We start from the raw sequence: 26795 nt of genomic DNA on the forward strand, positions 1-26795 counted from the left end.
CTGGTTCAATCCCAGTATCGCGCACCACCCCGAAGCCCCCGGCCGCATCTCGCGGCCGGGGGCTTCGTCGTGCCCGCTCCCGGTCAGGAGGAGAAGAGCATCCGGCCGAAGCCGCGCTGGTGGTGGTGGCCGCCGTGGTGGCCGCCGTGGTGCGGGGCGCCCCAGGCGGGGGCGGCCTGCGCCGGGTAGGCCGGCGGGGCGGGCGGCGCCTGCTGCACCCACTGGGACTCGAGCCGGGTCAGGGCCTCCAGCTCGCCGTAGTCCAGGAATATCCCGCGGCAACCGCTGCACTGCTCGATCTGGACGCCGTTGCGGTTGTACGTGTGCATGGCCGCATGACACTTGGGACACTGCATGTTCGGCTCAACTCCCTGCCGTTCGGATGGTGCTCTCAGCTTAGGAGGACGCAGGCGGGGTCAACTCGGTTCGGAGCGAACCTATTCGGCCGCAGGTGTCGATCATCACTTCCTCCACCTCGTCGAGGGGGCGCTTCTCGGCGGTGGACTTGGCGAGGGCGAGCGCCGCGGTCTGCACGGTCAGGGCGCGGGCGGGGACGTCGAGTTGGACCCAGGGGTCGTGGGCGGTGACGGCGGGGCCGTCGGCCCGGTGGTACGCGTCGAGGAAGCGGGACCAGACGTCCGGGGGCAGGATGCCGGCGGCGAACCAGGCGGCGGGGCGGGCGAGGTCCCAGGCGGGGTCGCCGAGTCCGAGGTCGTCCACGTCGATGAGGAGCCAGGGGCCTTCGGAAGTCCGTGGATCGCGGACGAGCTGGCCGAGGTGGAAGTCGCCGTGGCAGAGGAGACGGCGGTCGGCGGGCTCGTCGGGGAGGGTGCGCCAGGCGCTCAGCACGGCCTCGACTGCGGTGCGGGGCGCACCGTCGGCCCGGCGCATCCGCTCGACGGCCAGGGCCGCCTTGGCGGGAGCGCGCATGGCCGGGAGTGCGGGGGGCGGCGGGGTGCGGTGGAGCCGTGCGAGGAGCCGCGCCGCGTCCTCCCAGGGGGCGGCGTCGGGATCGGCGGGGTCGACGGGGGTGCCGTAGGGCCAGGCGGTGAGGGGGCGGGCGTCGTGGGTGGGAGTGGGTGGGGCCTGGGGCGGCAGGAGGATCCCGTCGAGCGCGTCGAGTGCGGCGACGGCGATGCGGGCGGCGTGCTGTGCGGGGTCGATGCCGGGGGCATGGGCCTTGACGACGACGGCGCCGTGGCGGACGACGGTGCCGTCGTCACGGTCGGCGAGAACTCTTGTGGTGCGCGGGGCGCACACGCAGGCCGGGTCGGTGCGGTGCGCGGCGTCGCGCGCGAGGGCGCTGAGCTGTTCGAGTTGGTCGTGCTCCACGCGGGGAGCGTACGCGCTGCGCTGCCGACGGAGGAGGCCCCCCATCCCACCCCTGAACCCTGCGAGTGGCGGGTGGTGCGCTGAACTCCCTGGGCCCCACGCCCCCGAAGCGGAAGCTTCGCGCCGCGGGAGGCGAGCCGCGTGTGCGCCATGCCGGGGCCGCTGCCAAGCAGCTTCCCGCCGCCTGGGCGGGGCCGCGCTCGCGCCGGGGACGGGAAGAGGCGCCGACGTGGCCTGCCCCGGGTCCGTACGGGCCGGGCGCTGCGATCGGCTTGCCGCACGCCTGTCATCGGGCTGCCGGGTCCCGGAAAGCGCGAGGGCCGGTCAGCTCCCCAGCTGACCGGCCGCACGCTGCCGTCCGCCGCACCCCCGTCCCCACGGGGTTGTTGGCCGGATGTCCCCGACCCGGGCCGCTCTCCCGGGTCCGGGGCGCCGCTCAGCGCCCCAGCATCACGCCCACGGACGACGCCTGTGTGACCACTGCCTCCCAGCCGCCGAAGACGACCACCAGCAGGGTCGCGAGAGGGAGGACCATGGCGGTCGCCACCAGGGGGTGGCGGCGGCCCGAAGGCCGGGTGCTGATCCGCGGTGCCGAGTAAGCCATGGGTCCTCTCCTGTCTCGTCTGGCAGCGGCGGGTGTCTGACCTCGGGGGACGAGTGCTGCACCCGCCGCTTGACCTCAACACTAGGGATCCGATGCCGCCCGGACGTCATGCCCGCGTACCGATCTCCGGGCCTCCATGAGGATGACGAGCACCCTCACGGCGTACTCCCCTGGGTGGAGAGACCGCCCTAGGACTGAGGGTCTTCCCTGAGGGGTACCGGCTGCTCGACCAGCGCGAGGACCCGGCTCGCCATGAAGCGGGCCGTCCGCACGACCACCCCGGTCCGCGTGACTTCGCTCACTTCGACCACCCCTCGCCGTACCGCCGTCTCCACCCTCCGGCCCGCCCGGCTTGCCACCACTTCGTACGTCCGAGTCGTGTCCCCCGCGTCCACGACTATCTCCACACGATCACCCTTCATCGACCGAATCCCCCTTCTGCGATTGGATGTTGGAGAATCCCGCGGCTCGGACGGCCGTCCACGGCGCCGTCCTGACCACCCCTCAAGTGTCCTCCCCAGCACTGACAATCGATGGCTGCGCGAGGGCGCGGCCTATGAGCACACCGGGGCGGCAATACGTAAGCTGTGCCACGTCGAACGGACGAGGGGACGGACATGGCGATGATGCGGCTCCGGCGCGAGGATCCGCGGATCGTCGGGTCGTTCCGGCTCCACCGGCGACTCGGCGCCGGCGGTATGGGGGTCGTGTACCTGGGGTCCGACCGCCGCGGTCAGCGCGTGGCGCTGAAGGTGATCCGGCCCGATCTGGCCGAGGACCAGGAGTTCCGGTCGCGCTTCGCCCGCGAGGTCTCCGCGGCCCGGCGGATCCGGGGCGGCTGCACCGCCCGGCTGGTCGCCGCGGACCTGGAGGCCGACCGCCCCTGGTTCGCCACCCAGTACGTTCCCGGCCCCTCGCTGCACGACCGCGTCGCCGAGGAGGGCCCGCTGCGGGCCGCCGACGTGGCCGCGATCGGGGCGGCGCTCTCGGAGGGCCTGGTCGCCGTCCACGAGGCCGGGGTCGTCCACCGGGACCTCAAGCCCTCGAACATCCTGCTCTCCCCCAAGGGACCGCGGATCATCGACTTCGGCATCGCCTGGGCCACCGGCGCGAGCACCCTCACCCATGTGGGCACGGCCGTCGGCTCCCCCGGCTTCCTCGCGCCCGAGCAGGTGCGGGGCGCGGCCGTCACCCCGGCCACGGACGTGTTCTCGCTCGGCGCCACCCTGGCGTACGCCGCGATGGCGGACTCACCCTTCGGGCACGGCAGTTCGGAGGTCATGCTCTACCGGGTGGTGCACGAGGAGCCTCAGCTGAACGGCGTACCGGACGCGCTGGCCCCGCTCGTCCGGGCCTGTCTGGCGAAGGACCCCGAGGAACGCCCCAGCACCCTGCAACTCTCCATGCGGCTCAAGGAGATCGCCGCCCGCGAGGCTCAGGGACTGCCCGCCGCCCGCCCGCCGGTGCAGCGGGACCGCACGGAGCAGTCGGCCGAAAGCCGGCCTACGGAGCGGTACACCGAGCGCACCACGCAGGGCCGGGCCCAGGGTCCGGCCTCGCGGCCGTCCGCACCCCGCACGGGCGGCGGCTCTTCGCGCGCCTCTCAGTCCCGGCCCAACGGGCGTCCCGCGCCCTCCCGGCCCGGGGGCGCGCGCACGACCTCGACGGGCCGCCGCCCCGCCAATCCGCGTCTGCTGCGCCAGCGGCTCTTCGTCTTCGTCGTGGTGACGCTGGTCGTGGCCCTGGGCATCGCGGCCGCCCAGGCGCTCCAGGGCTGAGGGACCCGGACCAGCGGGCGGATCAGTCGCGGTCCGCGCGTCCGGTGCGGGCGTACCTGCCCGGGGTGACGCCCCAGACCCGCTTGAAGTGCCGGGTGAGGTGGGACTGGTCGTAGAAGCCGGTGGCGCCGGCCACCTCGCCGGGCGGCCGGCCGTCGAGGAGCAGCCGTCGGGCGAGGCTCACGCAGCGGGACATCAGGTACTGGTGGGGCGCGATGCCGAACGCGGCGCTGAAGGCACGGACGAGATGTGCGGGATGGGCGTGGAGGACGGACGCGGCCTCCTGGAGCGTCGTCCCTTCGCGCAGCCGCGTGTCGAGGAGGTCCCGGAAGTCCTGGGCGATTCCGGGGTCGCGCACGGCCCGCTCGGGTCCTGCCGCGAGGTCGGCCGGAGCTGTGCTCAGGTGAGTACGCAGCCGCCGGCCGATGAGCGCCAGACGGCTCTCCGCCTCCAGTTCGTCGCCCGGCCGCGCGAGAGCGGTGTGCAGCTGCTCGACACGGCGGCGCAGCACGGGGTCGGCGAGGTCCGGTCGGTCGACCGCCGCCCCGATGAGGCCCTCGTCCAGTTGCGTCAGGTCGAGGTAGAGCACGCGCTTGCGGAAGCCGTGGGCGGTGGCGGGTGAGCCGTTGTGCGGGACGTGGGGCGGAAGCAGGCTGACGGTTCCGTTCGGGGTGCCGCGCTCATGGCGGTCCAGGTCGTAGCGGACGGCGCCGTCGTCGACGATCAGCAGCGTCCAGTCGTCGTGGACGTGCATCGGGTACGCGTGCTCGGTGAAGCGCGCGTGGAAGACCTCCGTGACCCCCGGTACCGACGGGCGCCATGCGGAGATCTCCTGCCGGGACGTCATGCAAAGAACGTACAAGACGGCGACCGCGCGGATCCCGCAGTCTCGACGTATGAGAACGAACGACGAGATCGGAACGCCGGCAGAGGCCGGGAACGGCGCGGTGGACGCGAGCGCACCGGTGCGCTTCGACACGAAGATCGCCGTGCTGCTGCGCGCCGACCTGGAGCCCTGGCAGCGGCTGAACGTGACGGCCTTCCTGGTCAGCGGCCTCGGTACGACGGCGCCCGAGGTGATCGGGGAGCCGTACGAGGACGCCGACGGCACGGCGTACCTGCCGATGTTCCGTCAGCCGGTGCTCGTGTTCGAGGGGACGAAGGAGGTGCTCACCGCCGCCCATGGCCGTGCGCTGTCCCGTGGGCTGCCGTCGGCTGTGTTCACCTCGGACCTCTTCGCCACGGGCAACGACCGGGACAACCGGGCGGCGGTCCGGGCCGTGGGCAGGGACGCGCTGGATCTGGTGGGGATGGCCGTGTACGGGCCGCGTAACGCGGTGGACAAGGTCCTCAAGGGCGCCCGGATGCACCCCTGAGCCGCGGGGAGGCGGGCGTCGGCCCCCGGGACCGCCATGATCCGCCGGACGCCCTCTAGTCCTGGGGCCGGCCCGAGGCGACCGCGTAGAAGGCGACGGCGGCGGCCGCGCCCACGTTGAGCGAGTCGACGCCGTGGGCCATCGGGATCCGGACCCATTCGTCCGCGGCACGCAGCGCCTGTGTGGACAGGCCGTCGCCCTCCGCGCCGAGCATCAGGGCCGCCCGCTCCAGCCGGTGCGGGGCCGCCACGTCGATCGGGGAGGCCTTCTCGTCCGGGGTGAGGGCGAGGAGCTTGAAGCCCGCCTCCCGTACCGCCTCCAGGCCACGCGGCCAGGTGTCCAGACGGGCGTACGGGACGGAGAAGACCGCGCCCATGGAGACCTTCACCGACCGGCGGTACAGCGGGTCCGCGCAGTCCGGGGAGAGCAGGACGGCGTCCATCCCGAGGGCGGCGGCGCTGCGGAAGATGGCGCCGATGTTGGTGTGGTCGTTGACCGACTCCATGACGGCGACCCGGCGGGTCGTCCGGAGCAGGTCCTCGGCGCTCGGCAGCGGCTTGCGCTGCATGGAGGCGAGGGCGCCACGGTGCACGTGGTAGCCGGTGACGCGTTCGGCGAGCTCCGGCTGTACCGCGTACACGGGCGCCGGAACCTCGTCGATGACGTCACGCATGACGTCGACCCACTTCGCGGACAGCAGCATCGACCGCATCTCGTACCCGGCCTGACGGGCCCGGCGGATGACCTTCTCGCCCTCGGCGATGAACAGGCCCTCCGCGGGCTCGCGTCGGCGCCGCAGCTCGACGTCGGTCAGCCCGATGTAGTCGCGCAGGCGCGGGTCGTCGGGATCGTCGATGGTGATGAGTTCGGCCACGAGGTGATACTGCCTTGTCCGGGGTGCGGTGCCAATGTGTGCGGCGGGGCTTCGATCACCCCTGGTTACTTCACGAGCTTGTCGGGGCCCTCGCCGACGACATCTCCGATGACGATGACGGCCGGCGGTCGGACCTCCTGCGCCGTGACCGTCTCCGCGACCGTGGCCAGCGTGGCGTCCACACGGCGCTGGGCGGCCGTGGTGCCCTCCTGGACGAGGGCGAGCGGGGTCTCGGGGGCCTTGCCGTGGGCGATCAGCGCCTCGGCGATCTTCCCGATCTTGTCGACGCCCATGAGGATCACGAGCGTGCCGGTGAGCTTGGCGAGCGAGGCCCAGTCGACCAGCGAACGCGGGTCGTCGGGGGCGACATGGCCGCTGACCACGGTGAACTCGTGCGCCACACCGCGATGGGTGACCGGGATGCCGGCCGCGCCGGGGACCGAGATCGAGCTGGAGATGCCAGGGACGACCGTGCAGGGGATGCCCTCCGCCGCCAGCGCCTGGGCCTCCTCCATGCCGCGACCGAAGACGAACGGGTCGCCGCCCTTGAGTCGTACGACGGACTTGCCGGCCTTGGCGTGCTCGATCAGCGCGTTGTTGATGGCCTCCTGGGCCATGAAACGGCCGTACGGGATCTTCGCCGCGTCGATCACCTCGACGTGCGGGGGCAGCTCGTCGAGCAGGTCGCGGGGGCCCAGACGGTCGGCGATGACGACGTCCGCCTCGGCGAGCAGTCGGCGGCCGCGGACCGTGATCAGGTCCGGATCGCCGGGGCCGCCGCCGACCAGCGCCACGAAGGGGGTACGGGTGCGGTGCTGCGGGGCCGCGATCGAGCCGTCCCGCAGGCCCTCGACGATCGCGTCGCGCACGGCGGCGGAACGCCGCGGGTCGTGGCCGGTCAGCACGGCGACGGTCACACCCTCGCTGCGGCCGGTGGCCGGGGTCCAGGCGGTGGCCGCGTCGGCGTCGTCGGAACGCACGCACCAGGTCTTGGTGCGCTCGGCCTCGGCGGACGCGGCGGCGTTGGCGACGGGGTCGCTGGTGGCGACGAGCGCGTACCAGGCGTCGGCGATGTCCCCGTCCTCGTAACGACGCCTGACCCAGGTGATCTCGCCGGCCTCCGCCATCGCCTCGACGGAGGGGGTGGCGGACGGGGAGACGAGGGTGATGTCGGCGCCGGCGGCGATCAGGGCGGGGAGCCGGCGCTGGGCGACCTGGCCGCCGCCGAAGACGACGACGCGACGGCCGGAGAGGCGGAGTCCTACGGGGTAGGCGGGGTGCGCGGCGTGCTCGGCCATGGGTGTGCGGCTCCTCGGAGGGCGAAGCGTGTGCGGGGCCGCTGCGGCGGTGAAGCGGCTGGTGGGGCGCGGTTCATTGACCGATGCCAACGATATCGGTCACCGGGGGTGGGTGACCTGTGACGGATGTCCCTACCGAGCGGTGGGCAACTGTTCCGCGATGGGAGTCCCCAGGACGAAGTCCTGGGGAGGAAGGGGTGGCTACTCCCCACGGCCCGGTGCCGTTCCCGGGGCCGTGGGGTGCGCACGGCCCCGCTGCGAGGCGAGGCCCCCGTCCTGAACGACAGGAGGGGGCGCCGCCCTCGGGGTCGTCGTGCTACTTCTCCGTCACGCCTGCCGAGTCGAACGTCGCCACCTCGTGCATCGCGCGGGCCGCGCTCTGGACGACCGGGAGGGCCAGGAGGGCGCCGGTGCCCTCGCCGAGGCGGAGGTCGAGGTCGACCAGCGGGCGCAGGCCCAGCTTGTTGAGGGCCGCGACATGGCCCGGCTCCGCGCTGCGGTGGCCCGCGATGCAGGCCGCCAGGGACTCGGGCGCGATCGCCCGGGCCAGCAGGGCCGCCGCGCCCGTCGAGACGCCGTCCAGGACCACCGGGGTACGCAGCGAGGCCGCGCCCAGGATCAGGCCGACGAGCGCCGCGTGCTCCAGGCCGCCGATCGCCGACAGGACACCGATCGGGTCCGCCGGGTCCGGCTTGTGGAGTTCGAGGGCCCGGCGGACCACGTCCACCTTCCGCGCGTGCATCTCGTCGTTGATGCCGGTGCCGCGACCGGTCACCTCGACCGGGTCGACCCCCGTGTACACGGAGATCAGGGCGGCGGACGCGGTCGTGTTCGCGATGCCCATCTCACCGGTCAGCAGCGCCTTGTTGCCCGCCGCCACCAGGTCCCGCGCGGTCTCGATGCCCACCTCGATCGCGGCGAGCACCTCCTCGCGGGTCATCGCGAGACCGGTCGTGAAGTCGCCCGTACCGGCGCGGACCTTGCGGGGCAGCAGCCCCGGCGTGGACGGCAGGTCGGAGGCGACGCCGACGTCGATGACGCACACCTCGGCGCCGACCTGGTTCGCGAAGGCGTTGCAGACCGCTCCGCCACCGAGGAAGTTCGCGACCATCTGGCCGGTCACCTCCTGGGGCCAGGCGGTGACGCCCTGGGCGTGCACGCCGTGGTCGCCGGCGAAGATCGCGACGGCCGCGGGCTCCGGGATCGGCGGCGGGCACATCCGGGAGAGCCCGGAGAGCTGCGCGGAGATGATCTCCAGCATGCCGAGCGCCCCCGCGGGCTTCGTCATGCGCTTCTGCCGCTCCCACGCCTCGCCGAGCGCCTTGGCGTCCAGCGGGCGGATGTTGGCGATGGTCTCCTGGAGCAGGTCGTGCGGCTCCTCGCCGGGCAGCGCGCGGCGGCCGTACGTCTCCTCGTGGACGACCCAGGACAGCGGGCGGCGCTTGGACCAGCCCGCCTGCATCAGCTCGGGCTCCTCGGGGAACTCGTCGACGTACCCGACGCACAGGTACGCGACGACCTCCAGATGCTCGGGGAGGCCGAGCGCGCGGACCATCTCGCGCTCGTCGAAGAAGCTGACCCAGCCGACGCCGAGGCCTTCGGCACGGGCGGCGAGCCACAGGTTCTCGACGGCGAGCGCGGAGGAGTACGGCGCCATCTGCGGCTGCGTGTAGCGGCCCAGGGTGTGCCGGCCGCCCCGCGTGGGGTCTGCGGTGACGACGATGTTGACCGGAGTGTCGAGGATGGCCTCGATCTTCAGTTGCTTGAACTGCTTCGCCCGGGCCTTGGGCAGCGACTGGGCGTAGGCCTCACGCTGGCGCTGGGCGAGCTCGTGCATGCTCCGGCGGGTCTCGGCGGAGCGGATGACGACGAAGTCCCAGGGCTGGGAGTGGCCGACGCTGGGGGCCGTGTGGGCGGCCTCCAGGACGCGGAGCAGCACCTCGTGCGGGATCGGGTCGGACCGGAAGCCGTTGCGGATGTCGCGGCGCTCGCGCATCACGCGCAGCACGGCCTCGCGCTCGGCCTCGCCGTACCCGGGCGCGGGGGCGCCGGGCGCCTCCGGCTCCTGGGCCTCCTCCGAGGAGTCCTCGGCCGAGGGCTCCTCGGCGACCGGCTCGTCCGCCGACGGCTCTTCGGCGGCGGGGGCCTCGACGACGGACTCCTCGACGGCCTCTCCAGCCTCAAGGGGGTCCACGGCCTCGACGGGCTCCAAGGCCTCAGCGGCGACGGGCTCCACGGCCTCGGTCCGGGCCTCCGCCTCGGGCGACGACTCGGTCTGCTCCTGCCCGCCGACCTCGGCGTCCGCCTCCACGACGGCGGGGTCGTCCACGGCGGGCTGCTCGACGACGGGAACCTCGGCGACCGGCTCCACCTCGGGCTCGGGCGCCACCTCGGCGACGGGCTCGACGGCCGGCTCGGTCACGGGCTCGGCGTCAACCTCCGGGACCGGCTCCGGCTGGACCTCCGCCACGGCCTCGACGACGGGCTCGGCCGCGACCGCGACCTCGGCCGGAGGCATGGGAACGGCGGCGGACGGACCACCGTCACGCGGGGCGGGGACGGCCGCGGGGACCTCCTCCACCGGCACCTCGGCCACGACGGGAACGTCGACCGGAGTGACCTCGGCCGGGACCTCGGCCACGGGCTCCTCGGCGACCGGCTCGACGGCCTGCACCTGTACCGGCTCGGGCTGCGGCTCGGACTCGGGCAGGGGCTCCGGTGCCTGGACCGGCTCCGCCGCTGCCTCGACGACCTCGACGACCGGCGTCGGCGCCAGGTGCGGGGTGGTCGGGACCGTGCCCTCGACCTGGACGAACTGGCCGACCGTTTCTGCGGGTACCGCCTGCGGCGCCGGCTCGGGTGCCGCGACGGGGCCCTGGGGCTGCGGGTCCCACGGCACGGCGCCCTGCGGCGGGATCTCGCCGAGCTGGGGGGCGACCGGCGCGACCGGCTGCTCCTGCGGGACGTCGAGGTACTCGGGACCGGTCGTCGGCGAGCCCTGCATACGGACGGGCATCGGGGCGGCGACGGGGGCGCCGACCGGTGCGGGCGCCGGTACTGGCATGGGAACGGACGCGGCTGCCGGTACCCCGGCGGGTCCGCGGTCGGCGAGCGAGCGCACGACCCCTCCACCGGCCTCGGGCACGGGCGGGCCCATGTGCAGCGGACGGCGGGCGGGCGGCGGGGTCGGAGCAGCGGCGGGCTGCGGTACGCGCACCGCGCTGAGGTCGACCGAGCCGGAGTCGCGGCCGGCCGCCTCGTGGGCGCCGGTGTCCAGGATCCCGGGCTCGTAGCCGTGGTCGGTGAGGACCGGCTCCTGCTGGGCCACGGGCACTCCGTGCGCCGGTGTGGAGACGGCCTCGTGGACGACCGGAGCCGTTGCCACCGGCGTCTGCGCGGCGAGGGCTTCGGCGATCGGACCCGCGAGCGGGTCGGTGAGCGGGTCACCCGTGTGCTGCGGCTGCCCCGGCATCATCCCGGGCACCGGTACGGCGACGGGCGGCGCGGGCACGGCGCCGGGCTGGTGCTCGCTCCACGCGCCCTGCGCGCCCGGCATCAGGAGCAGGTCGTCGTCCTCGGCTGCGTTCTCGGAGGGGTCCAGGAAGGTGTACGCGCCCGGAGCGGGGATGCCCGGCTGCTCGACCATGCCTGCGTTCTCCGGCAGCCCCTCGCCCGGGACCTGGCCGGTGTCCGTCATGCGTACCCCTCGCCCATCGGTTGTGCTCCTTCAGACCTTCACCCGTCAACAAGAACGAGCGTGCGCGCCGTGCGGCACGAATGACGCGCGGACACCCCAGCATTGTCGCGGCCATCGGCCGTCATGACAGGCGGATCCGCCACGGTTTGCTGTGGACTGCGCCACGTCGCGCGTCCCCCGGTTGCTCCGTACCACATCAGCGACCCAATGAGGCCCCTACTTCCGGACATTGACGAACAAAGTATTGAAGGTCCGGCTGCGGTACAACAATCCGCCAGCCTACCTGGCCCTGCGGCGCGGCAGGGTCACGGGTGGGGGTTCCCCGGCGGAGCTAGGAGGAGGTCGTCCGGCGCCCGGAGATCAGGAAGACGACGGTGCGGTCACGTTCCGACCAGTCGGCCGGGTCGAGGCCGACGCTCTGCAGCAGGGCGCATTCGACGGTGTAGCCGCCGTCGGTGAGCGCCGCGCCGACGGCCTCCGCCTCGTCGCGGGTGGAGGCGTGGGTGACGATCCGTTCCGGCCTGCGGTCGGTGCAGGCGGTGACGACGGGGACGCCGCCGCCGCCGATCCGTACGACATCGGGTTCGGGGAGCCGTTCCAGTACGTGGGGGGCGCGACCCCGCACGGCCTGCAGCTGGACGCCGTCGCGGCGGGCGGCGGCCTCGGTGCGGGCGCAGGCGTCCGGGTCGGCGTCCACGGCGATGACGGCCGCGCCGAAGCGGGCGGCCTCGACCGACAGGGCGCCGCTTCCGCAGCCGATGTCCCAGACGAGGTCGCCGACGCGTGGGCCGAGGCGAGCCAGTTGGGCGGCGCGCAGGACGGGTGTCTCCCCGCTGCCGGTGCCGGTACGCGAGCCGGTGCCGATTCCGCCTCCCGTCTCCTCCGGCGACAGTGCCCAGCCCCGTACCTTCGACGTCTCGTGCCCCATCAGCCAGCCGCCGCCCTGCCCGCCGGCGGATCCGCCGATGACGATCACGACGTTCGGGTCGCGCCAGGCGTGGTCGGCGGCCTTGTCGGAGGTGAGGACGGTGACCTGCTCGCGGTCGGTGCCGAGCTCCTCGCAGATGACGAAGGTCCGGTGCACGCCGTCGAGGAGGAGGGCGAGTTCGGCGGGGCCGGCGCCGGGCGAGGTGAGGACGGCGACCTTGGGGTGGGCGCGGCAGACGTTCACGGCGCGGCGCAGGGTGCGCTGGTGCGCGACGACGATCCGGGCGTCGTCCCAGGGCATCCCGGCGCGGGCGAAGGCGGCGGCGACGGAGGAGACCGCGGGGACGACCTCGACCTCGAGGCCGTGCTCGGGGGCGCGCAGAGTGCGGACGACGCCGAAGAAGCCGGGGTCGCCGTCGGCGAGGACCACGGCGGTGCCGCGGTGGCCGGCGATGCGGCGGGCGGCGAGGTCGACGCTGCCGAGGCGGATGCGCTCGGCTCCCGGCGGCACCTCGGGCAGGGCGAGGTGGTGCGGTGCCCCGGCCACGAGGGTGGCGGCGGAGAGCGCGGACCGGGCCGCTGCGGTGAGGGGCGAGCCGTCCCAGCCGATCACCGTGACCCGGTCGGCCATCGTCGTCTGTCTCCTGAGGTCTTTGTCGCAGGTCGGGGGGTGTCGAGGGTACCCCGGCGTGGGTGGCCCGCTCAGCTCCAGTCGGTGAACGAGGAGTATCCGGCCTCCGCCATCTGATCGGCGACGCCCTCGAGGTCCTCGGGGAGCAGGCCCCACAGGATGTAGTCGGTGCGCAGGTCGGCCCAGTCACCGTTCTCGGTGCGGGTGCGGGCTATGCAGGCGCCGCGCAGGATGCCTTCGCTGATGCAGCCGATCTTCTGCGCGACCTGCTGGGAGGCGGTGTTGTCGGCGGCGGTGCGCAGCTCGATGCGCTCGAAGCCCTGGTCGCCGAAGAGCCACTGGGCGGTGGCGAGGGCGGCTTCGGAGGCGTAACCCTCGCCGCGGGCCCAGGGGGCGACGATGTACGACATCTCGGTGGACCTCACCCGCCAATTGGTCTTGCCCAGCTGGATGATGCCCACGAGCCGCTGGGTGAGGAACTCGGTCACGGCGAGGTCGAGCCCGCGGCCGGCGGTGCGTTCGGTGGGCGCGTACTCCGTGATCCACCGGTGCGCGGCCTCTTCGGTGAACGGCTGGGGTACGGCGGTCCATGCAGCGACCATCTCGTCGTTCATCATCTCGGCGAGCGCGGGGGCGTCGGCCTCTTCGAGCGCGCGCAGCACCAACCGATCCGTGTTGATGGAGATGTCCGGAAAGGTGGTAGTCATGCGCAGCTCCATGCCGAGGACCGTCCGAATCGACCGTGAACGCACAGCATGCAGTATGAAGCCGTAGGTGTGCATGGCCGGGTCCGATGTGGCGTCAGATGACGCGGGGAGCGACGAAGACCCCGCGCATCGGACGGGATGCGGGGGCCTTCGTCACAAGAACTGTACTGCGGGCCTTACTTGGCGACGGCACCGAAGGCCGGGATGACCGACCCGTTCTTGTAGGTGTCCTCGATGTACTTCTTCACCTCGGGCGAGTTGAGGAGCTTGACGAGCTTCTGCACGCGCGCGTCCTTCTCGTTGCCCTCCTTGACGGCGAGGAAGTTGGCGTAGGGGTTGCCCTCCGCCTTCTCCAGGACCAGGGCGTCGGTGGCCGGGTTGAGCTTGGCCTCGATGGCGTAGTTGCCGTTGACGACCGCGGCGTCCACGTCGTTCAGGGCGCGGGGCACGGTGGCGGCCTCCAACTCCTTGAACTCCAGGCCCTTCTTGTCCGTGATGTCGGAGAGCTTGGCGTTGGAGCCGACGCCGTCCTTCAGGGTGATGAGCCCGTTGTCGGCGAGCAGCTTGAGCGCGCGGCCGCCGTTGGTGGTGTCGTTGGGGACGGCGATGGTCTGGCCGGCCTTGATGTCCTTGAGGTCCTTGACCTTCTTGGAGTAGAGGCCGAGGGGCTCCAGGTGGACGTTGACCACCGGGACGATGTGGGTCTTGTTCTTCAGGTTGAAGTCGTCGAGGTACGGCTTGTGCTGGAAGAAGTTGGCGTCGACCTGGCCGGACTCGGTGGCGGTGTTCGGCAGGACGTAGTCCGTGAACTCCTTCACCTCCAGCTTCAGGCCCTCCTTCGCGGCGAGGTTGTCCTTGACGTAGTTGAGGATGTCGGCGTGCGGCGTCGGGGACGCGGCGACGACGAGCGCCTTGTCGGCGGAGCCGGCCGAGTCCTTCGAGGAGGACGGGTCCGACGACGTGCCGCAGGCGGAGAGACCCAGGGCGAGTGCGGCGGTGGCGGCGATACCGGCGGTGAGCTTGATGTTCTTACGCACGAAAAGTGCCTCTTTCTGGTGGTGCGGTGGACGCCTGGACAACAAGTCCGGGCTCTTCTTCGAAAAGACGAAGTCTGTGGGGTGGCGCCGCGGTCAGGCGGTGCGTCCTCGGCGGGCGAGGAGACGGACGGCGAGGTCGCCGATGAGCTGGACGACGGTGACGATCGCGATCAGGACGACGACGGTGACCAGCATGAACTGGGTGTCGAAGCGCTGGTATCCGTAGGTGATCGCCTTGGAGCCGAGGCCCTCGCCGCCGACCGCGCCGGCCATCGCGGAGTAGCCGATGAGCACGATGACGGTGGTGGTGATCGCGGAGACCAGCGAGGGCAGCGCCTGGGGCAGCAGCACCTTGCGGACGATCGTCGGTACGGAGCCGCCCATGGACTGAACGGCCTCGACCAACCCGTGGTCGACCTCGCGGATCGCGGTCTCGACGAGGCGGGCGAAGAACGGGATGGCGCCGATGGCGAGCGGCACGATCATCGCGGTGGGGCCGATGAAGGTGCCGACCACGAAGGTCGTGAAGGGGATCAGGGCGATCAGCAGGATGATGAACGGCAGCGAGCGGCCTATGTTCACGATCACGCCGACGACCTTGTTGACCACGGTGTTCTGCAGCAGGCCGCCCTTGTCCGTGAGGACGAGGAGGATGCCGAGCGGCAGTCCGCCGAGGACGGTGACGACCGTGGCCCACAGGACCATGTAGAGGGTGTCGACCGTGCCCTGCTCCAGCAGGGGCTGCATCTCCGACCAGGTCACTTGGCACCTTCCTTGACGAGCACGGCGCTCTGGGCCTGCGCGGGGATCGCGTCCTCGTCGACGACGTCGACCTGAAGGCCCTGCTCACGCAGGAAGCCGACGGGCACGACGTTCTCCTCGTACCGTCCGGGCAGTTCGATCCGCATGCGGCCGATCTGCTTGCCGCCGACGGTGTCCATCGCGGCGCCGAGGATCGAGATGTCGATGTTGTACGTACGGGAGAGCTGGGAGATCACCGGCTGCGTCGCGGCCTCGCCGTGGAAGGTGACGTCGACGACCGTGCGGTCGGGGCCGGTGGCGGCGCCGCTGACGGGGAAGAGTTCGGCCGCCAGCTCGGAGCCGGGGGTGGCGAGCAGTTCGCTCACCGTTCCGGACTCGACGATCCGGCCCTTCTGCATCAGCGCTGCCGAGTCGCAGATCGTCTTGACGACGTCCATCTCGTGCGTGATGAGCAGGACGGTGAGGCCCAGCTGCCGGTTGAGGTCGCGCAGCAGCTGGAGGATGGAGCGGGTGGTCTCCGGGTCGAGGGCGCTGGTGGCCTCGTCGGAGAGCAGCACCTTCGGGTTGCCTGCCAGGGCGCGGGCGATGCCGACGCGCTGCTTCTGACCGCCGGAGAGCTGCCCGGGGTAGGACTTGGCCTTGTCGGCGAGGCCGACGAGGTCGAGGAGTTCCAGGGCACGGCTGGTGCGCTCGGCACCGGAGACGCCGAGGATCTCCAGCGGCAGCTCGATGTTGTCCTTGACGGTGCGCGAGGACAGCAGGTTGAAGTGCTGGAAGACCATACCGATGCTGGAGCGGGCGCGGCGCAGGTCCTTGCCGGCGCGGCGGCCGTTCGCCGCCAGCGCGGTGAGGTCGACGCCGTCGACGGTCACGGTGCCGGAGGTGGGGCGCTCCAGGAGGTTGACGCAGCGGATGAGCGAGGACTTGCCGGCGCCGCTCTGGCCGATCACGCCGAACACCTCGCCCTCGCGGACGTGGAGGTCGACGCCGTCCAGAGCGGTGACCTGGCGGCCTCGCGACTCGTAGACCTTGGTCAGGCCCGAAGTGGTGATCACAGGGGTTTCCGTCACTGTCGAGTGCGCGGCGCGGGGTCCGCCGGGCACGGGGCATTCTTCGTTCGGACAGTCAGGCGCGAAATGGGCTGGTCCAGCGGGTGGCCGGAAGGCAGCGCGTGCGCGGGGGCGGGCACGGTCCGGCGCCGGAAAGGGCGGGCGGATCGGCTCGGCCGTCGGGGTCTCGCTTCGGGGCGCGAGGCTCAGGCGGGGGCCCTCAGAAGGCGCACATTCGACACATACAACGAGCACCGGGCGTGCTGATCGCCTCGGTCGCAAGGGTGCGGCTGCTCGTCGTGGTCATGTCTGCAAGTAAAGCACGCACCTGTCAGGCCGAATCGGGGGTGTCCGAATAGCGGACATTGGCGAGACATCATGCGGACACGTTCGTCGGCCGTCGGGCCCCGGCCGTGCTCTCCGGTCCCCCGTCCGTGGCCTGCGCGGATACCTCCGGCAGGTCGGTCACGACGACATCGGCGTCGAGCTCGGAACGGTCGTGGGTTGTGGTCAAGACCACGGCCCTCCTGCCCACCGCGCGGCCGTGCCTCACGGAGCGGCCTCATGGGTCTCGACCCTACGGGGCGGGTGGGGGGCGAGCGCATCGGGCCTTTTGGCCCGTAATACCCTCGGGCCCATGCTTGACGCCCTGACGGTCGCGGTCTCGGTGGCCGCGCTCGCCCTCGCCGCCTGGTGCGGCTTCGCCTTCACCCGTGATCAGCCCACCAAGGACTGGCACTTCATCGGCATGGCCGTGGTGACCTTCCTCGCACTGGTCCAGCTGATCGTCGGCATCGTGCAGCTCTCGCGCGGCGAGAAGGCCGAGGAGGGCACGACGATCTTCGTCGCGTATCTGCTGGGCTCGCTCTGCGCCGTCCCGGCGGCCGGGTTCATGTCGCTCGCGGAGCGGAGCCGCTGGGGCTCGGCGACGGTGGCGGCCGGCGCGGTCGTGCTCGCGGTGCTCGAGGTACGTCTCTTCGACATCTGGACGGTGGGCTGAGATGAGTGCGACCGAGGGAGCGGGCCGCCTGGTCACAGGGCCGGGCATGCTGCTGGTCTGGCTGTACGGAGTGATGTCGGTCGGCGCGGTCTCGCGCTCGATCTACCAGATCGCGACCGAGTTCGACCGGGCGCCGCTGGCGTACGCGCTGTCGGCGGTGGCGGCCGTGGTGTACGCCTTCATCACGTACACGCTGGTCAGGGGCGGGGAGACGGCCCGCAGGGCGGCGCTGGTGTGCTGCGCCGCCGAGCTGGTGGGCGTACTGACCGTGGGGACCTGGACGCTCGCGGACCCGTCCGCGTTCCCCGATGCCACGGTCTGGTCGGACTACGGCTACGGCTACATCTTCATCCCGGTGCTGCTGCCGGTGACCGGGATCTGGTGGCTTCGCCGCTCCCGGGCGACCGCGTAGGCGTACGCGGTCTCCTCGGGCGAGCGCCTAGGCGGCCTTCTCCAGGGTCACGAGGGTGAGTCGCGGTCCGATCTCGCGGGTGGCGACCGGCTCGTAGCCCTTGCTGCGGTACAGCCGGAGGTTGCCCTCGCTGCGGTGGCCGGTGAAGAGCTGGAACCGCTTGGCGACGGGGACCGGGTCGCCGGCGAAGTGGCTCTCGATGGCGTCGAGCAGCCGGCCGCCGAGGCCGTGGCGCTGCATCCGCGGGTGGACGATGAGCTTGGCGATCCGTACGGTGCCGGTCTCGTCGACCCGTCCGCGCACGGAGGCGACGACCTCGTCCCCGAGGCGTGCCACGAGGCCGTACCCCTGGGCCAGTTCGGCCCGCAGGGCGTCCAGGGTCTGGGTGAGCGGCTCGATGGAGTAGTCGCCGTAGAGCTCGGCCTCGCTCTGGTAACAGAGGTACTGCAGCTTGAGTATGTGCTCCGCGTCCTGCGCGTCAGCCGCTGAGATGGTCACGCTCATGCCCATGTGCGCATGCCTCCCGCTCACCTGGTCAACCGGTCGGTCTACCGCACCCTTCCCCTCGAGGTCGATGCGGGAACCTCTGCAGCCAGCATTCTGCGCAGGCATCCCAGGCAACGGGAACGCATCGGCCCCAGACTGCCCTGTGAGATACCCAACTCCCCTGCGATTTCCCGGTAGGTGGGGTCGGCCGGGTCGAGCATCGCGGTGAGCAGCCGCGGGCAGTGGCCGGGTGTGCGGCGGACGGCGGCGCGCACGACACGGCGGCGTTCGGCCACGAGGGCGGAGCTCTCGGGCGAGTCGTGCGGTTCCGCGGCCTCCTCGCCCTCGTAGGGGCGTTCCCGCAGGGCGGCGCGGCGGGCGCGGCGGGCCTCGGCGCGGACGGCCCGGCGCAGCCAGTCGGCGGGGCGGGTGGGCGCGTCGTCCTTCTCGAGGCGCTCCAGGAGCCTCAGCCAGACCGCTTGTTCGAGGTCCCCGGCATCGACGCCGGCGGCCGGGGCCTCGGCCTTCGATTCCGCCGCGAGGAGGGGGGCGAGGGTGCGCAGGAGGTGGGTCATGCCCGGCACGATGCGGGGCCGGGGCGGGTTGGTTGCGGAAAGGGGCGTAAACCACCCGGTCGGGCGTTCCGACCGGGTGGCACGGGGCTCAGCTCCTCGTGAAGTCGGCCGCCGCCAGGAGGGCGGTGTCCGGGTTGTCGGAGAAGATGCCGTCGATGCCCGTCGCCAGGTAGGTCTTCAGTGCGCCGAAGACGTCTCCGTAGGCGTTCGGGTCCGTGCCGCGGCGGAAGTCCACGGGCAGGAAGCTGTTCTCGTTGCGCTGGGTGTACGGGTGGAGGATCAGGCCCGCCGCGTGTGCGTCGCGCACCAGTGTCGTCGGGGTGCCGAGCCGACCGCTCGCGTCGCGCGGGATGACCAGGTCGAGGGTGGGGCCGATGCCCTGGGCGTACGAGGCGATCCAGCGCAGCCCCGCGGGCGTCACCAGGTCGGCGACCGTGCGCGGGTCACCCGCCTGGACGAAGTCCCAGGGGCGGCTGCTCGCGGCCGACAGCAGGACCACGCGCGGCGAGTTCACCAGCTCGGCGAGGCGCTGGATGCTGCTCGGCTCGAAGGACTGCAGGAAGACCGCGGAGTCGGCGCGGTGACGACCGTACCGGCGCAGCAGCTTGGCGAGGCGCTCCTCCAGGCCGAGGCCGAGGGCGCGGAAGTACGTGGGGTGCTTGGTCTCGACGTGCAGCCAGACCTCGCGGCCCCGGCGGCGGCCCTCCCGCTCGGCCCAGCGCAGCACCTCCTCGAAGGTGGGTATCTCCCAGCGGCCGTCGTAGAGGGTGTTCTCCTGGCGGGTACCGGGAATGCGCTCCTTGGCGCGCAGCGTCTTGAGCTCGGCGAGGGTGAAGTCCTCGGTGAACCATCCCGTCAGGGAGACACCGTCGACGGACTTGGTCGTGCGACGGGAGGCGAACTCGGGGTGGTCGGCGACATCGGTGGTGCCGGTGATGTCGTTCTCGTGGCGGCAGACCAGGTGGCCGTCCTTGGTGGGGACGAGGTCCTGCTCGATCACATGGGCGCCGAGGTCGAGGGCGAGCTGGTAGGAGCCGAGGGTGTGCTCGGGGCGGTAGCCGCTGGCGCCGCGGTGGGCGATGACGGTGGGGACGGGGAGGGAGCGGAAGCCGTGACCGTGTCCCCGGCCGCGACTCTCCGCCGCCTGCGCGGTGCCCGCGGGCAGGACCGTCGATGCGCCCAGTACGGCCGCGCCCGCCACCCCGAGGACCGTCCGCCGGCCCGGGCTCCGGTGCTCACCCTGTGTCATGAAGGCTCCTTCGCATTGTGATGTCCCGCACCTGTCAACAGCTGCTCCGACCGTAGGCAGTCACCCCCTACCTGCGGCAGACCCTGGCCGAACATGGCGGAAACACACGTCAACACTGTGTATCCACTCGGTGAACCCGATGTGCGCAGGGGGGTGACCCGCGAGTATCGTCCTCACCTGCACAGTCCCCCACACACATCGACGCCGACCGCCCCGATACCGGAGGAACCGTTGTCCCGTCTCGCACTCATCAAGGCAGTGCTCGGACCGATCCTGCGCCTGATGTTCCGCCCACGTGTGGAGGGCGCCGAGAACATCCCGGGGACGGGTCCGGTGATCCTGGCGGGCAACCACCTGACCTTCATCGACTCGATGATCATGCCGATCTGCACGGACCGCCCGGTCTTCTTCATCGGCAAGGACGAGTACGTGACGGGCAAGGGGTTCAAGGGCCGGCTGATGGCCTGGTTCTTCACCAGCGTCGGCATGATCCCGGTGGACCGCGACGGCGGCCGCGGCGGTGTCGCGGCGCTGATGACAGGCCGCCGGGTGCTCGAGGAAGGCAAAATCTTCTCCATCTACCCGGAGGGCACCCGCTCCCCCGACGGCCGGCTGTACCGGGGCCGTACCGGCATCGCTCGCCTCACGCTGATGACGGGCGCGCCGGTGGTGCCGTTCGCGATGATCGGCACCGACAAGATCCAGCCGGGCGGGGCGGGGCTGCCCCGGCCGGGCCGGGTGACGGTGCGCTTCGGCGAGCCGATGGAGTTCTCGCGGTACGAGGGCATGGACCGCGACCGCTACGTACTGCGGGCGGTGACGGACTCGGTGATGGCCGAGGTGATGCGCCTGTCCGGCCAGGAGTACGTGGACATGTACGCCACCAAGGCGAAGGCCGCGTAGCGGTTACGGAGTGAACGGACGGGCCCCGCACGGCGACTTCCGTGCGGGGCCCTTTCGTCTGTGACGCCTGCGCGTCAGTGCTCGACGCCGTCCTCCAGTTTCTGGCCCTTCAGCAGGAACCAGGCCGCGACCGCCGTCGCGAGGAGGACCGCCGCGCCGACGCCCGCCGCGATGCGCAGGCCGTCGACGAAGGCCACCTGGGCCGCGGAGACCAGGGCGGTCGCCGCGTCCGGCGCGAGGCCGGCGGTGGCCTCGACCGCGCCGCCGAGCGACTCGTGCGCCGCCGCGGCCGCGTCCGCGGGGACTCCGGCCGGGGTCGCGAAGCCCTGGTAGACGCCGGTGACGATCGAACCGAGGAGCGCGATGCCGAGCGCCGCGCCCAGTTCGTATGCGGTCTCGGAGACCGCGGAGGCCGAACCCGCCTGCTCCTTGGGCACGCTGGAGAGGATCACGTCGGCGGTGACGGTGAACGAGAATCCGGCGCCGAGGCCGACGACGAGCAGGGCCGCACCGAGCAGCGGGTAACCGGTCTCCTTGTGGACCAGGGTGACGACGGCGAGCGCGAGGCCGATCGCGCCGAGACCGCCGGCGACGACGGCGCGCACCGAGAACCGCCGGGCGTACCGGCCGGCGATCAGACCGGTGACCACCGCGCCGATGGCGGCGGGCAGTTCGGCGAGACCGGCCTCCAGCGGCTCGCGCCCCTGGACCAGCTGCAGGAACTGGGAGAGGAAGAAGACCAGTCCGGACAGCCCGAAGACGGTGAGCAGGTCGGCCAGGACAGCGCCCGAGAAGCCCCGGTGCTTGAACAGCCGCATGTCGAGCAGGGGCGACGCCAGCGTGTGCTGGCGCCGGACGAAGGCGTACAGGGTGGCCGCGCCGATGGCGGCGGCCGCCATGACCTCCCACGTCAGGCCGTGCGAGGCGACTTCCTTGATGGCGTAGACGACTCCGATGACACCGACGAGCGAGAGCCCGACGCTGATCAGGTCCCAGGGGCCGGCGACCGGGTTCCTGGACTCGGGCAGCAGCTTGATGCCGACGAGGACCAGGGCCGCCATGACGGGCAGATTGATGAGGAAGACCGAGCCCCACCAGAAGTGCTGGAGCAGCGCTCCGCCGACGACCGGGCCGACCGCCGCGCCGGCCGATGCGGTGGCGCCCCAGATGCCGATGGCGAGGCTGCGCTCCTTGGGGTCGTGGAAGATGTTCCGGATCAGCGCAAGCGTCGACGGCATCAGCGTCGCACCGGCGACACCGAGGAGCGCGCGGGCGACGATCATCATCTCGGGGCTGGTGGCGTACGCGTTGAGCACGGAGACGGCGCCGAAGGCCGTCGCACCGATCAGGAGCAGCTTCTTGCGGCCGATCCGGTCGCCGAGCGAGCCCATGGAGACGAGCAGGCCGGCGATGACGAACGAGTAGATGTCGCCGATCCAGAGAAGCTGCGTGCCGGACGGCTTGAGGTCCTCGCTGAGCGAGGGCGTGGCCAGACCGAGCACCGTGGCGTCGACCGCGACCAGCAGGACCGCCAGGACGAGCACCGCGAGCGCGAGCCATCGCCCGGGGCTCTTCGCCTCCGTCCCCTTCGTGAGGTTCAGCTGCTGGGTGGTGCTCATTTCTCCACGCTCCGTCGTGCGCCACCGAGCAGCAGCTCGGTGATCATGTACTGAAAGTCGTTGGGGGCGACCCGGCCGTCGATCACGGACCAGGCACAGGCCGAGACGAGGCCGTAGAGGGCCTCGGTGAGCCAGGCGGGGCTCAGGTCGATCCGGAAGGTGCCTTCCTCCTGACCGCGTCTGAAGAGGGCGCTGACCCTCGCGTCGAGCCGGGCCCAGCCCTCGTCCACGTCGTCGCCCTCGAAGAGCTGGTTCTCGGTGACGAGGAAGGCCAGCAGCGGCGCGTTGGGCTCCGTTTCGACGACGAGCCGCCGCAGCGCCTCGTCCGCCGGACCGTCGTCGAGCCGTGCGGCGTCGCACGCGGCCTCGAACTCCTGGAGGCCCATCGCCTCCAGCGCCCTGACCAGCGCGTCCCGTCCGGCGAAGTGCCGGTGCAGGGTGGCGCGGCCGATGCCCGCGGCCCGGGCGACCTCGTCCATGGTGGCGGTCGATTTCCGGGAGAGCAGAGCGGCTGCGGTGCGGAGCACCTGGGTGCGGTCGACTGACATGAGACGACCATACACCGAATGAGACATCAATGTCTCATTCGGTAAATCAACGCCTCACGATGACATGGGAAGGAATGCTGTGGACATGACGAAGCCGCTGCTGCTGATCGACGTGGACGGACCACTGAATCCCTATGCGGCTCAGCGCGAACGCCGTCCTGAGGGGTACACCACGCATCGCATGCGGCCGACCGGCTGGTTCGACACGAAGCCGCTGCGGGTATGGCTGAATCCCGCCCACGGGGCCGAGCTGCTCGCGCTGGCCGAGGCGTACGAGCTGGTGTGGGCGACGACCTGGAAGGACGAGGCGAACGACTGGATAGGGCCACACCTCGGACTCCCCGAGCTGCCCTTCATCGACTGGCCCCAGATGCACGGAAAGGCCCCTCGCGGGACCTTCTGGAAGACGCAGTACATCCTGGAGTACGCGGCCGGGCGGCCGTTCGCCTGGGTGGACGACGACATCACGTCGTACGACCACGAGTACGTGGACCGGAACCACCTCGCCGCCGCCCTGTTGCTGCACGTCGATCCCCGCATCGGACTGATCCGGCCGGACTTCGACGCGCTCGCGGACTGGGCGGCGGCGCTGTGACGCAGGTGGGTGCTACTGCTTGGCGGTGGCCCAGGCGTGCTGGATCACCAGGTCCGCCTTGACCTCCAGGAGCTGCGCGGCGACGGCCGTGGGAGCCGTGCCACCACGGCCGTCACGGGAGGCCAGCGCACCCGGCACGTTGAGGACCGTGCGGACCTCGGGGGTCAGATGCTCGGAGATCTTGGCGAACTGGTCGTCGGTGAGCCCGTCGAGCTCGACGCCGTCGGCCTCGGCCACCTTCACGCACTCGCCCGCGACCTCGTGCGCCACGCGGAACGGCACACCCTGCTTGACCAGCCACTCGGCGATGTCGGTGGCGAGCGAGAAGCCGGCCGGGGCCAGCTCCTCCATGCGCTCCCGGTTGACGGTCAGCGTGGCCATCATGCCGGTGAAGGCGGGCAGCAGGACCTCCAGCTGGTCGCAGGAGTCGAAGACGGGCTCCTTGTCCTCCTGGAGGTCACGGTTGTAGGCGAGCGGCAGGGCCTTGAGGGTGGCCATCAGACCGCTGAGGTTGCCGATGAGGCGACCCGACTTGCCGCGCGCCAGCTCGGCGATGTCCGGGTTCTTCTTCTGCGGCATGATCGACGAGCCGGTGGAGAAGGCGTCGTGCAGGGTCACGAAGGAGAACTCCTTCGTGTTCCAGATGATGATCTCCTCCGCGATACGGGAGAGGTTGACCCCGATCATCGCGGTGATGAAGGCGAATTCGGCGACGAAGTCACGCGAGGCCGTGCCGTCGATGGAGTTGCCCGCCGAGCCCCGCTCGAACCCGAGGTCCTTGGCGACCGCCTCCGGGTCGAGCCCGAGGGAGGAACCGGCCAGGGCGCCGGAGCCGTACGGGGAGACGGCGGTCCGGGTGTCCCACTGCCGCAGCCGCTCCGCGTCCCGGGAGAGGGACTGGACATGGGCGAGGACGTGGTGGGCGAAGAGCACCGGCTGGGCGTGCTGGAGGTGGGTCCGGCCCGGCATGGCGACGTCCGGGTGCGCCTCGGCGAGGCCGACCAGGGCGTCCTGGAGGTCGGCGACGAGACCGCCGATGATGCGGGCGTGGTCGCGCAGGTACATCCGGAACAGGGTGGCGACCTGGTCGTTGCGCGACCGGCCGGCGCGCAGCTTGCCGCCGAGGTCGGGACCGAGACGCTCCAGGAGGCCACGCTCCAGGGCGGTGTGGACGTCCTCGTCGGCGATGGTGCCGACGAACTCGCCCGAGGCCACGTCCGTTTCCAGCTGGTCGAGGCCCGCGAGCATACGCGTCAGCTCGTCCTCGGTGAGCAGCCCGGCCTTGTGGAGCACGCGCGCGTGGGCACGGGAACCGGCGATGTCGTACGGCGCGAGGCGCCAGTCGAAGTGGACCGACGCGGAGAGCTTCGCGAGGGCCTCGGCGGGGCCGTCGGCGAAGCGGCCGCCCCAGAGCCGGACGTCACCGTTGTTGCTGCTCACTGCTGTGCTCCTCAGGACAAGGGTGGAGATGTGCGACCGCCTTCCCCACGGCGGGTGGACGACCGGGGAGGCGGCTGTGGAACGACTAGGGGTTGCGCGAGGTCACGCCGGGCGGCGGTCGTCGCGGAGAGCTCGACGATGCGATAGGCATAACTATGCAGTCCTCCGTATGTTCTGTCAACGCGGTCCCTGGAGCGCGGGAAATTCGGGGGCGGGCACCGGAGGTGACGCCTACGCTCCCCCCCATGCTGAGCTGCGAGGACATCGAACACGCCGGGCGACTGGCACAAGGGGTACCGGTCGCCGAGGCGATCGATGTCTCGGACGCGGCGGAGTGGACCGGGCTGGACCGCGCGGTGCGGGAGGTGGCGGGGTATCGGCGGTCGAAGTTCCCCTCCTTCGCATGGGCGACCGCCGGCCCCGTGCGCCGGGTGACCTGGGAGTGGGACGCGCCCCTGCCGTCGGTGAACCTGTCGCGGAATCGTTCGCATCCTGAACCCGCCGAGTCCGAGGTCGCCCTCGCCCTGTGCCACCCCGACGGCCGGATACGGCAGGCCGCGCTGCGACGGGCGGAGGGGCTGCCCGCCCTGCTGCCGCTGATCGCGATCCGTTGCGCGGACTGGGCGGAGCCGGTCCGCACGGAGGCACGGAGCCTGCTGCGGACCGCACTGCCCGGCGTCGGCCCGGACGGGATCGGGGTCCTGGCCGCCGTCGTCCTGCGGATCTCGGGCCGTCAGCGCGGAGACGTCGCCCTCGACCTGGTGGAGACCGCCCTGCGAGCGGGCCCCGCACCCGTGCTCGACGCCCTCCTCGTGAGCGAGGAACGGGCCGTGCGGAGGCTCGGACACCGGCTCGCGGTCGAGCGCAAGCTCTTCTCCCCCGTCCGGCTGGCCGTGATCGCCGCCACGGACGGGGACGTGGTCGTCCAGGACCTCTGCGCGAGCGGCGCGCTCGCGGCTGTCGACGTCACCACCGGCGACGACGTACTGCAGCCCCTGTTGCGGTCCCCGTTCCCGCGGGTGCGGTCGGCCGGCGTGACGGCGTTGCGCCGGGCGGAGCGGCACGCGGAGGCCGAGCCCTTCCTCACAGACCGGTCCGCGCTGGTGCGGGCCTGCGCGCGCTACGTACTGCGGCAGGCCGGGACCGAAGCCGCTCCCCTCTACCGAGCGCTGTGCGCCGGCACGGACGTGCCGCCCGGCGCGCCGCTCGGGCTCGCCGAGTGCGGTTCGCGGGACGACGCGGACCTCCTGTGGCCGCTGACCCTCCACGCGCGCGACGGTGTGCGCGCCCGTGCCGTGGCCGGGCTGCGGCTCCTGGAGACGGTGGACGTGGCGCGGCTGAAGGCACTGCTCGACGACCCCGCGCCCGGCGTCGTGCGCGAGGCGGCGAGCGCACTCGTACCGTGGGCGCACCGGCTGTCCCCGGCGGAGCTGACGGAGCGCCTGGACCCGGACCGGCCCCGGCACGTGCGCGTCGGAGCCTTCCGGCTGCTGGCCGCGCAGGGTGGGGAGGCGTACGGAGAGGCGGCGCGGCGGCTGATCCGCGACCCGGACGCGAAACTGCGGGCCAACGCGCTCGCCGTGGTGGGGTATTGACGCACCACCAGGTGAGGCGGGCTGCCTGCACGGGCTGCGGGCGATCGTCGTGGTCACCGCCGAACCGGTCCGGGACAGCTGCGGGTACGGGGTGCCCTTCATGGCGTACGACGAGGACCGCGATCTGCACGGGAGGCGGCCGCACGCGAGGACGACACCTCGCTCAGCGAGTACTTCGCGAAGAAGGAGCACGTCGCGTCCGGCGTCGACGGGCTCCCGGGGCTTCCGCTGCCCCCGCCGCCGCTCACCCGGCCGGGGCGGTGAAGACCGGCGGGGCGCGTACCGACCGACGGCGATCGGT

The 26795-nt window shown here is 72.0% G+C and carries 27 protein-coding genes and 1 pseudogene; 8 read left to right on the forward strand and 20 right to left on the reverse strand.

Annotated elements, in window-relative coordinates:
- Window positions 1-83 precede the first annotated feature (83 nt).
- From ACFC0D_RS32550 to ACFC0D_RS32565, 4 genes are all read right to left on the reverse strand, one after another.
- Window positions 84-356 (reverse strand): zf-TFIIB domain-containing protein, encoded by a 273-nt coding sequence (locus ACFC0D_RS32550; RefSeq protein ID WP_376443859.1) that lies wholly within the window; start codon window positions 354-356, stop codon window positions 84-86.
- Between the two features lie 40 nt (window positions 357-396).
- Window positions 397-1332, reverse strand: coding sequence for a phosphotransferase family protein (locus tag ACFC0D_RS32555; protein WP_376443862.1), 936 nt, complete (start codon window positions 1330-1332; stop codon window positions 397-399).
- Between the two features lie 436 nt (window positions 1333-1768).
- Window positions 1769-1936: a hypothetical protein gene (locus ACFC0D_RS32560; RefSeq protein ID WP_376443864.1), complete on the reverse strand. Its 168-nt coding sequence runs from the start codon at window positions 1934-1936 to the stop codon at window positions 1769-1771.
- Between the two features lie 188 nt (window positions 1937-2124).
- Window positions 2125-2358, reverse strand: coding sequence for a hypothetical protein (locus tag ACFC0D_RS32565; RefSeq protein ID WP_137990476.1), 234 nt, complete (start codon window positions 2356-2358; stop codon window positions 2125-2127).
- A gap of 195 nt (window positions 2359-2553) precedes the next feature.
- On the opposite strand from ACFC0D_RS32565, the gene ACFC0D_RS32570 reads away from it, so the two are divergent.
- On the forward strand, window positions 2554-3714 hold the full coding sequence (locus tag ACFC0D_RS32570; protein WP_376443867.1) for a serine/threonine-protein kinase: 1161 nt from the start codon (window positions 2554-2556) through the stop codon (window positions 3712-3714).
- 22 nt (window positions 3715-3736) lie between these two features.
- Here the strand turns inward: ACFC0D_RS32570 and ACFC0D_RS32575 are convergent, their stop codons facing one another.
- Window positions 3737-4561 carry a helix-turn-helix domain-containing protein gene (locus tag ACFC0D_RS32575; RefSeq protein WP_376443869.1) on the reverse strand — a complete coding sequence of 275 codons (825 nt, stop codon included), beginning with the start codon at window positions 4559-4561 and terminating at the stop codon, window positions 3737-3739.
- Window positions 4562-4610: 49 nt separating this feature from the next.
- Here ACFC0D_RS32575 and ACFC0D_RS32580 point away from each other — a divergent pair, with 49 nt between their 5' ends.
- Window positions 4611-5090 carry a DUF2000 family protein gene (locus ACFC0D_RS32580; protein WP_376443872.1) on the forward strand — a complete coding sequence of 160 codons (480 nt, stop codon included), beginning with the start codon at window positions 4611-4613 and terminating at the stop codon, window positions 5088-5090.
- A gap of 55 nt (window positions 5091-5145) precedes the next feature.
- Here ACFC0D_RS32580 and ACFC0D_RS32585 read toward each other — a convergent pair whose 3' ends face one another.
- The 9 genes from ACFC0D_RS32585 to ACFC0D_RS32625 form a co-directional block, all read right to left on the reverse strand.
- Entirely contained in the window at window positions 5146-5964 is an 819-nt protein-coding gene (locus tag ACFC0D_RS32585) for a TrmH family RNA methyltransferase (protein WP_376443875.1), read from the reverse strand.
- A gap of 65 nt (window positions 5965-6029) precedes the next feature.
- Window positions 6030-7262, reverse strand: coding sequence for a uroporphyrinogen-III C-methyltransferase (gene cobA, locus ACFC0D_RS32590; RefSeq protein WP_376443878.1), 1233 nt, complete (start codon window positions 7260-7262; stop codon window positions 6030-6032).
- Window positions 7263-7578: 316 nt separating this feature from the next.
- Window positions 7579-10959 carry a nicotinate-nucleotide--dimethylbenzimidazole phosphoribosyltransferase gene (gene cobT / locus ACFC0D_RS32595; protein ID WP_376443881.1) on the reverse strand — a complete coding sequence of 1127 codons (3381 nt, stop codon included), beginning with the start codon at window positions 10957-10959 and terminating at the stop codon, window positions 7579-7581.
- Window positions 10960-11290: 331 nt separating this feature from the next.
- Window positions 11291-12517 (reverse strand): precorrin-6y C5,15-methyltransferase (decarboxylating) subunit CbiE, encoded by a 1227-nt coding sequence (gene cbiE, locus ACFC0D_RS32600; protein WP_376443883.1) that lies wholly within the window; start codon window positions 12515-12517, stop codon window positions 11291-11293.
- A 71-nt stretch (window positions 12518-12588) separates the two neighbouring features.
- Window positions 12589-13224, reverse strand: a complete 636-nt coding sequence (locus ACFC0D_RS32605) for a GNAT family N-acetyltransferase (RefSeq protein ID WP_376443886.1) — start codon at window positions 13222-13224, stop codon at window positions 12589-12591.
- A 176-nt stretch (window positions 13225-13400) separates the two neighbouring features.
- The gene (locus ACFC0D_RS32610) at window positions 13401-14261 is read right to left on the reverse strand and encodes a MetQ/NlpA family ABC transporter substrate-binding protein (protein WP_376443889.1); all 861 of its coding nucleotides are present in this window, start codon (window positions 14259-14261) and stop codon (window positions 13401-13403) included.
- A gap of 93 nt (window positions 14262-14354) precedes the next feature.
- On the reverse strand, window positions 14355-15023 hold the full coding sequence (locus ACFC0D_RS32615; protein ID WP_376443892.1) for a methionine ABC transporter permease: 669 nt from the start codon (window positions 15021-15023) through the stop codon (window positions 14355-14357).
- On the reverse strand, window positions 15020-16078 hold the full coding sequence (locus ACFC0D_RS32620; protein ID WP_376443896.1) for a methionine ABC transporter ATP-binding protein: 1059 nt from the start codon (window positions 16076-16078) through the stop codon (window positions 15020-15022). Before ACFC0D_RS32620 ends, ACFC0D_RS32615 begins: the two co-directional genes overlap by 4 nt.
- Window positions 16079-16448: 370 nt before the next feature.
- Window positions 16449-16586, reverse strand: a complete 138-nt coding sequence (locus ACFC0D_RS32625; RefSeq protein ID WP_376443899.1) for a hypothetical protein — start codon at window positions 16584-16586, stop codon at window positions 16449-16451.
- Window positions 16587-16709: 123 nt separating this feature from the next.
- Between ACFC0D_RS32625 and ACFC0D_RS32630 the strand changes: the two genes are divergently transcribed.
- Window positions 16710-17072, forward strand: a complete 363-nt coding sequence (locus ACFC0D_RS32630; RefSeq protein ID WP_329122724.1) for a hypothetical protein — start codon at window positions 16710-16712, stop codon at window positions 17070-17072.
- A 1-nt stretch (window position 17073) separates the two neighbouring features.
- A complete protein-coding gene (locus ACFC0D_RS32635; RefSeq protein WP_376443902.1) occupies window positions 17074-17484 on the forward strand; it encodes a hypothetical protein in 411 nt (136 codons plus the stop codon).
- A gap of 27 nt (window positions 17485-17511) precedes the next feature.
- Here ACFC0D_RS32635 and ACFC0D_RS32640 read toward each other — a convergent pair whose 3' ends face one another.
- The 3 genes from ACFC0D_RS32640 to ACFC0D_RS32650 all read right to left on the reverse strand — a co-directional run bounded on the left by ACFC0D_RS32640 (window position 17512) and on the right by ACFC0D_RS32650 (window position 19794).
- Window positions 17512-17994 (reverse strand): GNAT family N-acetyltransferase, encoded by a 483-nt coding sequence (locus ACFC0D_RS32640; protein ID WP_376443905.1) that lies wholly within the window; start codon window positions 17992-17994, stop codon window positions 17512-17514.
- A 38-nt stretch (window positions 17995-18032) separates the two neighbouring features.
- Complete coding sequence (locus tag ACFC0D_RS32645) at window positions 18033-18545, reverse strand: sigma-70 family RNA polymerase sigma factor (protein WP_376443908.1); 513 nt, start codon at window positions 18543-18545, stop codon at window positions 18033-18035.
- Between the two features lie 88 nt (window positions 18546-18633).
- On the reverse strand, window positions 18634-19794 hold the full coding sequence (locus ACFC0D_RS32650) for a glycerophosphodiester phosphodiesterase (protein ID WP_376443911.1): 1161 nt from the start codon (window positions 19792-19794) through the stop codon (window positions 18634-18636).
- A 231-nt stretch (window positions 19795-20025) separates the two neighbouring features.
- Between ACFC0D_RS32650 and ACFC0D_RS32655 the strand changes: the two genes are divergently transcribed.
- Window positions 20026-20697 (forward strand): lysophospholipid acyltransferase family protein, encoded by a 672-nt coding sequence (locus tag ACFC0D_RS32655; protein WP_356895083.1) that lies wholly within the window; start codon window positions 20026-20028, stop codon window positions 20695-20697.
- Window positions 20698-20771: 74 nt separating this feature from the next.
- On the opposite strand, the gene ACFC0D_RS32660 is transcribed toward ACFC0D_RS32655, so the two are convergent.
- Window positions 20772-22316 carry an MFS transporter gene (locus ACFC0D_RS32660; protein ID WP_376443915.1) on the reverse strand — a complete coding sequence of 515 codons (1545 nt, stop codon included), beginning with the start codon at window positions 22314-22316 and terminating at the stop codon, window positions 20772-20774.
- The gene (locus ACFC0D_RS32665) at window positions 22313-22864 is read right to left on the reverse strand and encodes a TetR/AcrR family transcriptional regulator (RefSeq protein WP_376443918.1); all 552 of its coding nucleotides are present in this window, start codon (window positions 22862-22864) and stop codon (window positions 22313-22315) included. Before ACFC0D_RS32665 ends, ACFC0D_RS32660 begins: the two co-directional genes overlap by 4 nt.
- 85 nt (window positions 22865-22949) lie before the next feature.
- Between ACFC0D_RS32665 and ACFC0D_RS32670 the strand changes: the two genes are divergently transcribed.
- The gene (locus tag ACFC0D_RS32670; RefSeq protein ID WP_376443921.1) at window positions 22950-23459 is read left to right on the forward strand and encodes an HAD domain-containing protein; all 510 of its coding nucleotides are present in this window, start codon (window positions 22950-22952) and stop codon (window positions 23457-23459) included.
- Window positions 23460-23471: 12 nt separating this feature from the next.
- On the opposite strand, the gene argH is transcribed toward ACFC0D_RS32670, so the two are convergent.
- A complete protein-coding gene (gene argH, locus ACFC0D_RS32675) occupies window positions 23472-24899 on the reverse strand; it encodes an argininosuccinate lyase (RefSeq protein ID WP_376443924.1) in 1428 nt (475 codons plus the stop codon).
- Between the two features lie 245 nt (window positions 24900-25144).
- Between argH and ACFC0D_RS32680 the strand changes: the two genes are divergently transcribed.
- Together ACFC0D_RS32680 and ACFC0D_RS32685 are read left to right on the forward strand one after the other, a co-directional pair.
- Window positions 25145-26494: a hypothetical protein gene (locus tag ACFC0D_RS32680; RefSeq protein WP_376443927.1), complete on the forward strand. Its 1350-nt coding sequence runs from the start codon at window positions 25145-25147 to the stop codon at window positions 26492-26494.
- Between the two features lie 28 nt (window positions 26495-26522).
- Window positions 26523-26758, forward strand: a pseudogene (locus tag ACFC0D_RS32685) (pyridoxamine 5'-phosphate oxidase family protein); the annotation flags it as partial.
- Between the last annotated feature and the right edge of the window lie 37 nt (window positions 26759-26795).

Source organism: Streptomyces sp. NPDC056222, from assembly GCF_042264065.1.
Lineage (GTDB): Bacteria > Actinomycetota > Actinomycetes > Streptomycetales > Streptomycetaceae > Streptomyces.